Here is a 13,962-nt window from a genome sequence, read left to right on the forward strand (position 1 = left end):
TTATTGCTAAAAGTTCGGAATGAGCGGCTCTTGAGCCGGAATTTATAAAAATGTGCCCAAACCGTTCTGTTTTGTTTTTCGCCACATGCCTGCAATATCCCGCTGGTACGGGTGATTGAAAGTACCCGGCCAGGACTCAATGACCAGCGAAATTTTTTGAAAGTCACCCAATTCAAATAAACTTTCCAACAGGCCCAGAACGGCCCCCCAGTGGGTCGGGTGCAAATGAAGAATTTTCCTGAAATCCGAAATGGCACCGCGGAAATCTCCCATTTCCTTCCTGACCCATCCCCTGTAATAGAAATATCTTGTTTTGGGCTGGACCAGTCGGATGAGCTGATTGAGAAGTTTGCTTGCCTGCGTGAGAAAATAGGTGCGGTTCTCAGGAACATGGGGCCAGATTTGCGAATAGCGTAAAAACACAACGGCCAGGGCCAGCTGGTACCCCGGATAATCGGGTTCCCGACGCATTTTTTGGCGAATTTTGTAGATTCGTTTTCGAAACTGGACATCCAGTGTGTCCAATTCACCCTTTGCCGCAATTTTAAATGTCAGATTGGAATGTCTGGAGAGCCGATGCAATTCCTGGATCGCCAGCGCATAAAAGGGCCGCCGCAATTGATGAATACCCTGAACCCTTTGCTCAGAATTTTTGCTGAGAAGCAGATCCGTAGTTACGCCGATTGGATCCGAAAGATTAGCTTGAGTAAACGGTTTTTCCTGGGGCATGGCGGCGACTCATTTTTTCAAGAATTTTTGCATGGATTTGCAAAACCTCCAAAACCTGCTTCATCATGACCTTGGAGGATTCGTAATCGGGTTCGAATACGCTGAACCCGTAATCAAATTTTCGTTTTTCATTGTCTGGGCCGGCAAGATAATTCAGTCTCTTGTTTAAACGATTTAAAATACCGGACATCTCGTAAAAGCCCGTAAAGGGAAGAATTATCCAGATCAGGCTGCGCGGCTTGTCCACATAAATCTGATCCAGTTCCCGGATTTCAGTCTGAATCGATTGGGTTAATTCGGCAACGGAAAGGTCAGGCACGCCCGTCTGTGTCCGAATGGCGATGAGTGAGAAGGATGACTGGAAACGCCTGGCTCGCCGAAACTCGCTTTCGACAAGTGAGAGAAAATCGTAGGGAGACTGAATAATCTGCTGCCAGAGGGGTCGTTTCCTGTCTCTGGATTCCTGCACCTCCCGGGTAACAGCCAGGGCCAGTTCAGCCATTTTTCTAATGTAATTCAGGGCCTGTAAGGTCCGCTGGTGCAGAAGCGCAAAAGGCATTTTATCCACGCTGATCAGGTACTTTGCTTGACCCGCCTCGCGGATCGGAATGTAAATGAGCCCCCGGTGTGACGCCTTTTTCCACTCGGAAAAAAGGGCGTCATTTTTGGATATGTCGGCTATGGAAAAGATTCTCTCCCCTTCTGAAATTCTTTTTAGAAAGGGGTTGGATTCCAGGGAAATAGCCTTCTTCTGGCCCGCCTCTTTTGCTTTTTCCGGAATCAGGGTGTGATCCTCTACCCGAAAGATTACCAATTCCTGCGCCCGGGTGATTCGGCTTACACTCTGGTAAAGGGCCCGGGTAAAATCCGGGCGTGATGTCAGAAACGATCGAAATATCTTGTACACCAGCGAAAAGGTGTATTCCTGGTTTCGAATCAACCGTTCCAGATTTTCAGATTTGATCCGCTGCTTTTGCAGTTCGCGGTGAAGCACCTCGGAACGTTTTTCTGACCGGGTCTGTTTAGTCTTCAGTGAAATTTGTTTGTCTTTTGTCTGGGTGTAATAAATGAAGAGGAGACCGAAAATGGCCAACATATCCAGAGTTGGCGGAACGGCATACCGCAGCCAGCTGGTAAGCGGACCGTTTGGAAAATAAAAGAAAAAATAGTGAGAAATCAAAAAGGCTGGAACTGCGGCCAATGCCGCCCAGAAAAATTTGTCCCTTTTAAGAAAAAGCGCTCCATAGACCATCCAAACCATGTAGAGATGATAAGAACCCAAAACCCTCCAGAAATGATCCGGTGTTCTAATGAGTGAAATCAACACAACGGACAGAGAGAATCCCGTGAGGAGAATCAAAATCTCCATCTGTGTGACAGATTTTTTTGGGGGTGCACTTGTTTTCATTCACATATTCGCACGTTTTAAGTCTTCTTTCAATCGGTCAGAATTGCGTTTCAATTCTTTGAATAAAATCCAAATCCGAGAAGGACTGGTTTGCGTCATCCGGATTATTTAATTCTTCAGCCGAATGAAACTCGTTTTCCAGGGATGAATCCAATGAATAAATCGGAATTAATTCATCAATTTGTGTAATTCTGAAAATTCTGAGAAGGGAGGGCTTCAATCCCAAAAGATAGAATGGACGGTTTTCACTATCCAGACGATCGTGCAGGGTAATAATAAAGGCAAGCCCCCTGCTGTCGATGCTTTCCACATTGGACAGATCAAAAATAAGGGTGCCCGAATGCGGAAGAACGGCCATCAGACTGCGGTAAACCAGTGGAACGGTTTTTTCGGTGAGACGAAGAAGATGCGGAAAGCCAATAATAACCCCGTCGGCGGATTCCCGAATGCGTGCTTCGAGCAATTTGGAATGAGGGGATTGTTTTTCATTGGTGTAGTAAATGGTTCGTGATGCCATAATTGCCTCTTTTTTACCCCGCTAATTTTATGAAATTTTCAGTACTTATTTGTTGCCGAAGTTGCTTTTTGCGCGTTTTAAAGAAATTGACCCAGAGGGTGGATTCAGCATGTGCTGTGCCCATATTTATTATCGGCAAAAAGAAAATGGACTTTAAAATTAATTGAAAATAATAAGTTATGGACAAAGATGTCGAATGACTAACCGCTGTAAAAAGGAGGGTGTAAATGAAAAGTCCCCGGTACGCCCAAAGCACCGGGGACTTTTGAAATATCAAACAGATGCGGTTATCGCAGGAAAACAAGTGTGCTGAGAATGAAAACAGGGATGAGAATGGCGATTGACCACAGCATGTAGCCAAAAAAACTGGGCATTTTGACGCCGTTTTCTTCGGAAATGGATTTGACCATAAAATTAGGGGCATTTCCAATGTACGTCATCGCGCCCATAAACACGGCGCCGGTCGCAATGGCTTGCAGGTACTCGTGATGTTCCGCAATGAGGCGTCCGACGGCGATGCTTTCAGGGATGCCCGCGTAGAACTTACCCAGCGCTGTACTGAAAAAGGTCAGATACGTTGGAGTGTTGTCCAGGAAGCTGGAAAGGGAGCCGGTGGCCCAGAAATAATGCCAGGGTTCCTTAACGGCCCGGATGAGGAAGCCGAGGTTTCCGCTTTCACCGGCACGCAGTAAAATGAGTGCCGGAACAATCGTGATGAAAATACCGGCGAATAAATAGGCCACCTCTTTGATGGGAAACCAGGTGAATCCGTTGTCCTTGTGTATTTGATGGGGTGTAAACCGAAAAGAAATCAATCCCATTAAAATCAGAAAGGCGTCGCGAATCAGGTCCTGTCCCTTGACCGGGATGCCGAGAATAGAAACCTCCCCCATGTGAACAAGCCCGCTAAACAGGACGCCTCCAATAATTCCGAGAAGCAGAAACCCGTTTGGCAAACCCCGAATTCGGAAGCGCTCTTTTATGCGCTCTTCTTTGTGTTCAGCCTTATTGTAACGGGTGATCACTTCATCAATTTCAATGTCTCCCTTTTCTTTGGTTCGATCGGTCAGGATAATCTCTTTGATGTGGACATCCAATTTTGAAAGCCCTTCTTTGCGATAGAAATAGGAATCGATAAGATAATATAGAATCAGCAAAATTGCTGAGACAAAGAACATGTCGGGAAAAATCTTAAATGTCCAAAAAAACGGGACCCCGTGTAAAAATCCAATAAAAAGCGGCGGGTCGCCAAGAGGAGTCAGTGATCCCCCAATATTGCTGACCAGGAAAATAAAGAAAATGATGGTGTGCATTTTTGCCTTTCGGATTCGATTAATTCGCAACAGGGGGCGAATTAACAAAACAGATGCTCCCGTTGTGCCAATCCATGAGGCAAGAAAGGTACCAACAAAGAGAAGCAGCACATTAAGTCCGGGGCTCCCCCAAAGAGCGCCCTGGATGAGAATTCCACCGGTCACCGTAAACAGGGACCAAAGCAAAATAATAAAAGGGATATAATCGCGGATAATGGTGTGAAGCAGCTCATGCCAGGCCTCTCCCTTAAAAAATATTAGAAAAGGAACCGCCAAAATAATTGCCCAGAGTGCCGAAATTTTTCCGAAATTGTGATGCCAGAAATCCGGGGCAAAGAGTGGAAAAAGTGCAATGGAAAGCAAAATGCCGGCAAACGGAATAATACTCCAGATGGGCAATTCGCTCCCCAATTTTTCTATTTCCTGTGCTTCCGATTCCTGTCCAAACGAAATGCCTGCCGTGCTTAAAACAACCAAAATGGCTATGAAAAACACCTGAAAAAAAATAGTTGAACGCTTCACCTGTTTTCCCTTTTGTTTGGTTCGGATTGCTTTGTTTTAAAAGTAAATTAAAATCACAAAAAATAAAAAGTTAGATTTACAAAGAAATTTCTAACCAATATAATTTTTTCAATTGAAAAAATCAATAGATTTTGTTGAGTTTATCGGCAGAAATTAAATTTTTTAATAGAGAAAAAACAATTAATGAGAAAATAGGAGTGTGTTCGGGGGGAGATTCCAATGAATTGGAGTGATTTTACAGGGGCTGACCTGCTCGTTGGACGTTTAATATCAACGCTTTTTGGTGGGCGGCAGACGCATTCAATAAAAAAATTTTTTCTTGAAGTGACGGAAAAAAATTCATATATTTCAGACAACGGAGTCTTAAAACTTGAATGGAGAAAACATGTTGTTTTCCAAAACATCATCCTACGGCATTCGAGCCGTTCTCTATTTAACTCTGCATGTGAATCGCCCCTTTGTTCTGATTCGGGAAATCGCCAGCGAGCTGGATATTTCATATCATTTTTTGGGTAAAATATTTCAGACACTCATTCAGGCCGGATTAATTATTTCATACAAAGGGCCAAACGGCGGCGTAAAACTTGCCCGAAAACCAACGGACCTTTTTTTGATTGATGTTATCCGGGCCATTGACGGGGCGGATTTGTTCAAAAAATGTGTCATTGGTTTAAATGAATGTTCCGATAGTCATCCCTGTCCGCTGCACCAACAATGGTCGGCAATCCGTTCGAAAATTTATGAAATGCTGAGCAAAACGAATTTTTCACAATTGGCACAAAACACAGCGACCTTTAATTTTCGCATTAAAAATGAAAAAGCAGAAGAAAACAGAGCAGATCGAAAAAGATAGAGAGAACTATGGAGAAAGAATCTCAATCGGACGCACGGGAAAAAAAGGACGGGGGGAAAATTACAAAAAGGGGGTTGAGGGGGCGGCTGGATGCTTTGGATGGTCAAAAATTAAGGCTGTCCGTACAAATAATTTTTATGCTGGCCACACTTTACACCGGTTGGCGGTTTGTAGAATTTGTTCACTATTTGCGTTTCGGGGGGACGCCCGTCACACGCCCGCCCGGCGTTGAAGCTTTTTTGCCCCTGAGTTCGCTGATCAGCCTGAAATATTGGATTCTGACTGGCATCTACAATTCCATTCATCCGGCCGGACTGGCCATTTTTATTGCCATTTTGTTGATGGGAATTTTGCTGAAACGCAGCTTTTGCACGTGGGTGTGTCCTATCGGTTTTTTGTCGGAATACCTGTGGAAGACCGGCCGCAAACTTTTCGGCCGGAATGTGATGCTTCCCAAAATTCTGGACTATCCCCTGCGCAGCATCAAGTATCTGTTGCTCATTTTTTTCGCCTGGGGGATTCTGGTCAAAATGAGTGTGTTTGTTCTTCGCTCGTTTATTTACAGCCCCTACAACAAAATTGCAGATATCAAAATGCTCATGTTTTTTGAACATCTCTCGAGTTTTTCATTCTGGGTGCTTGTTGGGCTGGTGGTGCTTTCGATCCCCATCAAAAATTTCTGGTGCCGGTACCTTTGTCCCTACGGGGCACTGCTCGGTTTTTTAAGCCTTTTCAGTCCCGTAAGGATCACGCGCAATCCCGAAACCTGTATCGATTGCGGCCTGTGTACAGAAGCCTGTCCGGCCAACATTCAGGTGCACCGGCTGAAGCGTGTGCGTTCGGATGAATGTACAACCTGTCTGCGGTGTACGGCGGTGTGTCCGGTGGAAAACACGCTTGATTTGCGATTGCCGGCTAAAAGAAAGCCAATCCGGCCGTGGGTCTACGCGCTGGCCATCGTACTGACCTTTGTGGTTGTAACCGGCCTAGCGCGTCTGACCGGGCACTGGAAAAATAAAATCTCCACGCAGGAATACCGTGCGCGGCTGCAAGAAATTAATCAGCCCATTTACAATCACACGGGAGAATAAACCAATCATCCAAAAAACCGAGGAAAAGAAAGTGGTTATATTAGGAAAAACAAAAATAAAAGAAATGCTGGATGCGTATCCGAATTTGAAGGATATTTTAATTGAAGTGTCGCCCCGGGCCAAAAAACTGAACAACAAGTTGGTGTACAATACGGTGGCCAAATGGGCCACAATCAATGATGTGTCGAAGTTTCTGGATATTTCGGTTTGTGAGCTTCTCCACCGTTTGAATAAGGAGATTGGAACAGAGGAACAGTTGTACCAGCAGTTTCCGGACTGTATTTCTGAGAAGGGTACTCCCCTGCCGGAGAAGAAACCGGCATGGGTGGATGCGGCGAAAAGGGTTGTTGTGATGGATGTGAGAGACCGGGATGATTTTTTTCTGCCGGAGGTGATGAGACAGGTCAAACACCTGGTGCCGGGAGAAATTCTGACGGTTATTAATTCGTTCGATCCGGTTCCGCTGAAAAATATGCTTGCCGAAATGGGGTATGAGTTTTTTACCGAGGCGGTCACCGGCGAAGAATTTCACGTTGCCATTCATACGGTTCAATCTCCAGAAGAGCGTGTCAAACACTGGAAATCATACAAAGAAAGCTTTGAAGTGATTGATGTCCGGGGCTGGAAGGAAGACCCGTTCAGTGCGATTCTAAAGAAGGCGCAGGATGTGCCGGTAGGGGACGGATTCCGGCTGATTCAATATTTTGAACCGGTTCCCCTCATCAACATGCTGCTTCCGCTGGGTTTTGAATCGGTAACGGAAAAGGTGTCGGGCGTTGAGCACCACGTGTATTTTTGCCGGGTGAAAAAGCCGGCCCGCCGGTACGAAATTGGAGAAGACGGTCGAATCCCTCTGGTTATTCAATCCGCCACTCCGGTGGTGTACCCGATTTTGATGCAGCTTCTGAAATCATCCCGGCTGATGGAGCACATTAAGGTGGAGGAACTCAAGGTTTGGCAGCAGACCGAAAAGCACATGGGATGGGTTGTGAATGGCCGGGCCGACATTACATTTTCGGCCGTTGTGGCGGCTGTAAAATTGTTCCAGAACGGGGCCGACATCAGGATGGCGTCCATCGATATCTGGGACAATTTTTATGTCCTCACCCGCGGCTATCGTGCCGATTCATTTGATGATCTGAAAGGGCATGTCATTCATGCGCCGCTTTTTAAGAATGCACCCCCTTACGCCATTACATCCTATCTGATGCAGGCACTTGGATACAATCCGGATGACTTTGTCTTTGAATTTGGTCAGCCTTTTGGGCGGCCCGAGGAAATCCGGGATAAGTTTATTTCGGGGGAGGCAGACACCGTCTTACTCCGCGAACCGGAAGCCAGCCAGGCGTTGTATGCGGTGGGCGATCAGGCCAGGATGTCGTTGTCGTTCAGCGACCTGTGGCAAAAAATTCACCCCGAGTTGGGAAATTTGCCCAATGCCGGTGTGCTTTTTAAAGGCGAATTTATTCGAAACCATCCGGACGTGGCGGAAGTTTTTATGGAAGAACTGGAAGCGGCTATTGTGTGGGTGAATGCCCATCCGGGTGAGGCGGCGGCACAGGCCTTTGAAATTATGGGCCAGCCGCGGGAAGCGGTGGAGCTTTTTCTGAAACGGGTGAATTACGATCACCGAAATGTGGACGACGAGGATGTTCAGCGGAAGATCACAGCATATCTTTCGGTTTTGAATGATAAAAAGGTGATTAAGCTCAAAAACGGGATTGAAGACGTCCGCGAGTTAATGCAGTGGCGTTTGTGAGATGAGTCTTGTAAAAGAGTGCCCGGCACGTTCGACGTGCCGGGAACGTAATACAAGGGACTTAAATCGTTCTTAATAAATCTTAAGGAGGGAAAAATGCACACAATTGTAAGGTGGTACATTCGAACCAGTGTTTTCTTTCTGGCAGTGGGACTGGTACTGGGAATTGCAATGATTATTCAGAAGGAATTGTTCGGTACATTTCCGGATCAACAGCTCATTACCGCCCATACGCACGTCATTCTGGTGGGGTTTGTTATGCTGATGATCATGGGTGTGGCGCAATGGATGTTTCCGCGGCCGCTGAAGGATGACACCCATTACAGTCCCGACCTGGCCCGCGGCGTGTATTATATGGTTTCATTTGGCGTGTTTCTGCGAACGGCAGCCGAAATTGTGTCGGCTTATGCCAGCGGCTTGCTCTGGCACTGGGCCATTGTTGTTGGAAGTGGCCTGGAGGTCTTGGCGATGGTCCTGTTCTTTTACAATAACTGGACCCGCATCCGGGCAACCGGAAGCGCCATTCGTGAGGCAAAAGGAGAGAAATTCTAAGAACCGATGACCACCCGTGAACTGAAAAAGGTTTTTCCGGATGAATACGGCGCCTGGGCCATGTGGATTGTCCCGTTTTTAACGGGTGCCCAGGCAGCCCACGTCTGGAATCTGAAAACCGTTCTCTGGTTTCTCTTTTTAACACTTTTTTATGTTTTGAAAAACCCCTTTATGGAATGGGCCGTGAAGAATCCCTCGGTGCTGCGCATGCATCCTGAAAGGCGCAGCATGATCCTGATTTCATCCGCATTTCCGCTTCTGGTTTTGGGCGGAAGTGTCTGGTTTTTTCTGGAGTCAGATGTGCGCTCTGCAATTTTTGTAGGCGGACTGGCGGGCTTTCTCGGGCTGATCTATATTATTCTGGATATGAAGAAGCGGGGCCGCTCTCTGTTTGGACAATGGATTGGTGTCTTTCTGCTGACTCTGGCGGCCCCTGTTACAAGCCTGGTGCTGGGAGGCGTTTTCAGTCGATGGGTAATTGCCGTGTGGCTGGTGAACAGTCTCTATTTTGCACACAGTATTTACACCGTTCGGGGATGGATGAACAGCCGGAAACGCGGCGCGGCGCGACAATCCGTCTGGACATTATTTAGGCCGCTTTTTTTGTACTGGGCGCTGGTACTCGGCTTACTGGCCGGGGCCATTCTTCTGGAATGGATTCCCGGGGTCTGGTGGATTCTCTCCGTCCCTACCACACTTTTTCTCGGAGTCTTTACAGCGGGGCTTTTTCGCAAAATTACCATCCGGCAAATTGGGTTCCTGGAGGTTGCCCACACACTGGTTTTTGTCATTCTTTTTCTGATTTTGATCCCGTAGCAAATGGTTATGTGCCCTGTGCTTCTGCTTTCGGTCCCCGACTCGTACCAAGACCCGTGTGTGTCAAATGAGGCGGGAAGCAGGGGGGCGGGTTAAAAGGCGGCTGTGCCCCCTTTTCAAAAAGGCCACTTTTCCCACAAAAAAACAAATAAAACCCAAAAAGAGTTTTGAAATTTGGAGGCCGATTGAATTTTGGGCTCATTTTCACTTTTTCATTTCCCTCTGCAAAATAGTTCTCCCTTAAAAATATGATTGCAATTTCAGACAAAAAGTTTTAAGTTATTTTAAGTTCTTTAGAACAAGGTTCAACCGTCTCAGAGAAACCTGATTTTTGTCTGGCAGCATTTTTAAAAAGAACATCCCCGAAAGATGTTATGCACGAGTATGCGTGGCACCTTGTTTTTGAATGTAATAGCGTTTATATTTGCCCAAATGCTTGTCTGCGAAAAAAACAGTATGTAAGCCACTCCAACACCCTTGAATATTATGAGTCAACAGATTTCACACATCAGACCATCGGAAAAGGCGCAGGATTTTAGCAGGGTTTTTTCTCGTGTGTGGCGCGTGCCTGACCGCGCGGCCCTTCTTTCGGAATATGTAGCAGCCATTGGACACCTTTTCCCCGGCTTGCCCATCTGGGTATGGCGCAAAACAGAAGACGGCGACTATGCGCTTCAGTTTGTACAACCCGATGACCATCCCCGGAACGAGCGGAAGAGGCCTAAAGATCCCTCGCCTGCCGTAAAAAAGGCTGCCGAAACGGGTCAACCTGTCTGGTTGCAATTCGAGACCCAAGCCACCTTCGGGATTTATTGGAAACCTGTTATGCCCAATCTTCAGGGAGAAATTGTTCTCCCCCTGACAGACGAGGTGATGCTTGATATTCTGCTTGTTTCAGGAGCAGCCATTTCCCGGACGGATTTCGATTTTTTATGGATTTCAGCCACTCAATTTGCCTCCCATTACCGCAGCCTGGGTTATCTTAAAGAAAAAGACGATCGGTTGAGGGAATTGGAGATTCTCAATCGTGTAACGTCTTTTTTAAATCTTTCAGATTCAGTTGATGATTTCTTTGAAAATTTATATCACGAAATTAAGCGTTTCTTTGTCTGTGATACCTACTATCTGGGTACGTATAATAAGGATACACAAGAAATTACACTTGAGTTGTTTATTGATGAGGATTTTGTCAGCAGGAAGAAGACGTTTCCCATTCAAAAACTGGGCTTTATTCGGTATGTTATTGAACAAAAGAAAATGCTGTTTATTAAAGATTTCAACAAAGAAATTGACCATCTTCCGGTACGGCCTGTTTTTTATGGCAAATTGAAAAATTCCGAATCCTGGCTGGGTATCCCCCTGTTAAAAAATGGAGAAGCCGTTGGAATTATGGCCTTTGCCAGTTACAGGAAGGGAACATTTAGGGAAACACAGCTCCCTATTTTAGTGGCTCTGGGTCAATTGGTTACGTCTATTCTTTCACGGATTCAAATGCAGGAGAATATTCGTTCGGCTCGTGAGAAGTACGAGTCGCTTTTTCAGAGCCTCACCAAGGGTGTCGCTTTAACCGATGGCAATGGAAATATTCTGGAGGTGAATCGCGCCCTTTTTCGGATTTTTCCGGCTGAAAAACTTCGAACGGGGCAGCCTTTGGAGGCCGTTTTTTCAAAACGCTCCCATCAAATAGAATTTCGAAAGAAGCTTTCCCTCGGACGGGCTTTCAGTGCAAATATTCAACAGAGACTTTCGCCGGATGAAACCCTTTCAATCAAATATTCAGGGACGCCCCTTTTGCTGAAAGGCTCTCGGCACTGGCTTCTTTGGTTCGACAATCAAACGGGCGAGGTGGCCCGCGAGCAGCTTTTGCTGACATTGTACCAGAACAGTTTCCGGGTTCAACAGGCAAAAACGGAAAAACAAATCTTCAGGGCAGCGGTTTCAGGCCTTAAGCAGTCGGGCTACCACACGCTGATGTTGGTTCTCGATCCCGCCCGGCAGGTGTTTCATGTGGTGGCTCATTCCTTTTCTCCCGAGGAATTTCTGGCCTTTCCATTGGTTCGAAAAACGCTGCCTCGTTCAATTGAATTGGGCGTAGACGATTTTCAGGCTTTGGGTCAGGTTTTAAAAACAAAAGAGCCTGTATTTCGGGAAGATGTGGTTGAGCATCTCTTGGAAAATTATCCGCGGCATGTTTTTGAATCGGTCGTGCCGGGGTTTAAGAAGCTTCATATTTCGCGTTCGCTGACCATACCTATTTTGAGCGGCAAAAAGATTGTGGGGGCGTTTGTGCTTTTTGGGGATACGATTCAACCAGAGGATGCCCGAATTTTCCAGATTTTTGCCACATCCATTGCTATTGCACTCGAGCGGACAGGGATTCAAAGGGAAATTGAAGCCTCCGAAAAGAAGTATCGAAAAACCCTGGAAAAAGTGGGTACCGCACTTTTTGTAACCGACTGTGTTGGAAAAATTCAATCCGTAAACGCGGCCGCGCGAAAACTTCTCAACCGTACCGTTGAAGAGTTGATTGACCGCCCGATTACATCTCTGGTGGTGGAAAAGGAGTTCCTTGCCGCTCAGCTGAAAAAGATTGGCAACCGGGGGCTGTCGATGGGAGACATCCATTTTCTGTCACAAAACAACGAAACCATACCGGCCGCACTTTCAGCAACTGCATTTCGCGTTCAGAGTGAAAAAATTGTGGAATGGATTGCCTGGGATCTTCGCCCACAAAAACGCCGCGAAGCCGAAATTTCCCGCAAAAACAAAGAGCTTGAAACCCTGTACCGAATTGCCGGTCAAATTAATCGTTCCCGTAATCTTTCAGACGTTTACCAGAACCTGGTTCAGGAGATTGTTCAGCTCTTTCAAGCAGATTCTGTGGGGATTTATTTTATTGGTGCAGACAAAAAATTGCACTATCGCTATGGCACAGGAACCACCCCTGAGTACATTCGTGAAGTGGATCTGCTGAATGTGGGGGAAGGCCTGGCAGGTTGGGTGGCAAAATACAAAAAACCTCTCGTTGTTCCGGATATTTCAAAAGAACCCCGCCTGACCCGGAAAATTGTACTGAAATCCGGTTTTCGCTCCTATGCCGCTGTTCCCATTTTTGCGGGGAAAAAAGCCATCGGAACCCTGGGTCTTCTAACACGGACAAGCCGGGTGTTTAAACGATATGAGATTAAATTACTGCAAACTATTGCCAGTGATTTGGGAATTGCTTTTGAAAAATACAATTTGACCCGGCAGTTGGAAGAGGCCAGCGAGCGGTATAAACACCTGTTTCAGGAGGCTTTTGATGGGATTGTTCTTCTGAATCTGGATAATTTCCATGTGGTTGAAATAAATCATTCGCTGATTGAACGCCTCGGCCTTTCGGATCGGGGGATTGAAAACATCTATTTCCCGGATTTGGTTGTTTCCAAGGATCGCGCAAAAATCACGTCTTATCTCCATACGATTTCTGGACAGAACGAAATGGAAATTCTCAGACTTCACATGCAGAAAAAAGGAGGGGGTGAGTTTATTGCCGATATTAACGGGGGCGCCTTGCATTTTCAGAATGGTCGGTATGGAATGCTGATGATCCGGGATGTAACCAAACAGGTTGAATTGGAAAATCGGCTGCGCCTTTCCGAACAGTTGGCGGCTGTGGGAGAATTATCGGCAGGAATTGCCCATGAAATTCGAAATCCGTTAAGTGCGATAAACACGGCTGTGGGCCTGATGAAAATGAATCCCGAGATTCCCAAAGAAGATTCCGAGCTTTTGCGCATCATTTCGGAGGAAAGTAAACGACTGGAATCGGTTGTTTCCGAATTCATTCAGTTTGCACGGCCGCAGAAACCGAATTTCCAGTGGTATCCATTGGAAGGTCTTGTTTACGATAGTGTTCGCATGTTTAAAGAAACGGAACGGTCCATTACCTTTCAATTGAAAGCAGAAACCCATTTGGGCGAATCGTATTTTGATCCGTACCTTATCCGGCAGGTTCTGATTAATCTGATCAAAAATGCCATTGAATCCATCCAAAGGGCGCACAAACGCAAGGGGAAGATTTTGGTGTCGCTTAAGAAACGGTTGCTTAACGGCCGGAATTATGTCCAGATTTCTGTTGCGGATAATGGTATTGGAATTTCTTCCGAAAAGATAAAGAGTATATTCCAGCCCTTTTTCTCTACAAAAGAAAGCGGCCTGGGTATGGGATTATCCATCTCACAAAAAATTATTCAGCAACACAATGGGTTTTTAACGGTGGAGAGCACAGTTGGAAAGGGAAGTACCTTTCGCTTTTTGTTGCCTCAAATAAAAAGTCCCAAAGATATGGAATGATTTTTTACTGGCGGAGATAAAAGGACCAAAGAGCCGCATTCAGCGGCCGAAGCGCAAATTACCCGTG

General features: G+C 46.2%; 10 protein-coding genes. 6 read left to right on the top strand and 4 right to left on the bottom strand.

What is annotated here, in order from left to right; genetic code table 11:
- Positions 1–42: 42 nt before the first annotated feature.
- From GXO76_00920 to GXO76_00935, 4 genes are all read right to left on the bottom strand, one after another.
- Entirely contained in the window at positions 43–729 is a 687-nt protein-coding gene (locus GXO76_00920; protein NOY76406.1) for a hypothetical protein, read from the bottom strand.
- Positions 698–2,098: a hypothetical protein gene (locus tag GXO76_00925; GenBank protein ID NOY76407.1), complete on the bottom strand. Its 1,401-nt coding sequence runs from the start codon at positions 2,096–2,098 to the stop codon at positions 698–700. The genes GXO76_00920 and GXO76_00925 overlap by 32 nt, the downstream gene beginning before the upstream one ends.
- A gap of 76 nt (positions 2,099–2,174) precedes the next feature.
- Positions 2,175–2,654, bottom strand: a complete 480-nt coding sequence (locus GXO76_00930; protein ID NOY76408.1) for an STAS domain-containing protein — start codon at positions 2,652–2,654, stop codon at positions 2,175–2,177.
- A gap of 287 nt (positions 2,655–2,941) precedes the next feature.
- Positions 2,942–4,387 carry a sodium:proton antiporter gene (locus GXO76_00935; GenBank protein ID NOY76409.1) on the bottom strand — a complete coding sequence of 482 codons (1,446 nt, stop codon included), beginning with the start codon at positions 4,385–4,387 and terminating at the stop codon, positions 2,942–2,944.
- A gap of 487 nt (positions 4,388–4,874) precedes the next feature.
- Here GXO76_00935 and GXO76_00940 point away from each other — a divergent pair, with 487 nt between their 5' ends.
- From GXO76_00940 to GXO76_00965, 6 genes are all read left to right on the top strand, one after another.
- Positions 4,875–5,342, top strand: coding sequence for an Rrf2 family transcriptional regulator (locus GXO76_00940; protein NOY76410.1), 468 nt, complete (start codon positions 4,875–4,877; stop codon positions 5,340–5,342).
- Positions 5,343–5,350: 8 nt separating this feature from the next.
- Positions 5,351–6,433, top strand: a complete 1,083-nt coding sequence (locus tag GXO76_00945; GenBank protein ID NOY76411.1) for a 4Fe-4S binding protein — start codon at positions 5,351–5,353, stop codon at positions 6,431–6,433.
- A gap of 31 nt (positions 6,434–6,464) precedes the next feature.
- On the top strand, positions 6,465–8,192 hold the full coding sequence (locus GXO76_00950) for a DUF2249 domain-containing protein (GenBank protein NOY76412.1): 1,728 nt from the start codon (positions 6,465–6,467) through the stop codon (positions 8,190–8,192).
- 96 nt (positions 8,193–8,288) lie between these two features.
- Positions 8,289–8,744, top strand: coding sequence for a cbb3-type cytochrome c oxidase subunit I (locus GXO76_00955; protein NOY76413.1), 456 nt, complete (start codon positions 8,289–8,291; stop codon positions 8,742–8,744).
- Positions 8,745–8,750: 6 nt separating this feature from the next.
- On the top strand, positions 8,751–9,560 hold the full coding sequence (locus GXO76_00960; GenBank protein ID NOY76414.1) for a YwiC-like family protein: 810 nt from the start codon (positions 8,751–8,753) through the stop codon (positions 9,558–9,560).
- Positions 9,561–10,046: 486 nt separating this feature from the next.
- Entirely contained in the window at positions 10,047–13,895 is a 3,849-nt protein-coding gene (locus GXO76_00965; protein NOY76415.1) for a GAF domain-containing protein, read from the top strand.
- Positions 13,896–13,962 lie beyond the last annotated feature (67 nt).

It is taken from the genome of Calditrichota bacterium, from assembly GCA_013151735.1.
GTDB lineage: Bacteria > Zhuqueibacterota > JdFR-76 > JdFR-76 > BMS3Abin05 > BMS3Abin05.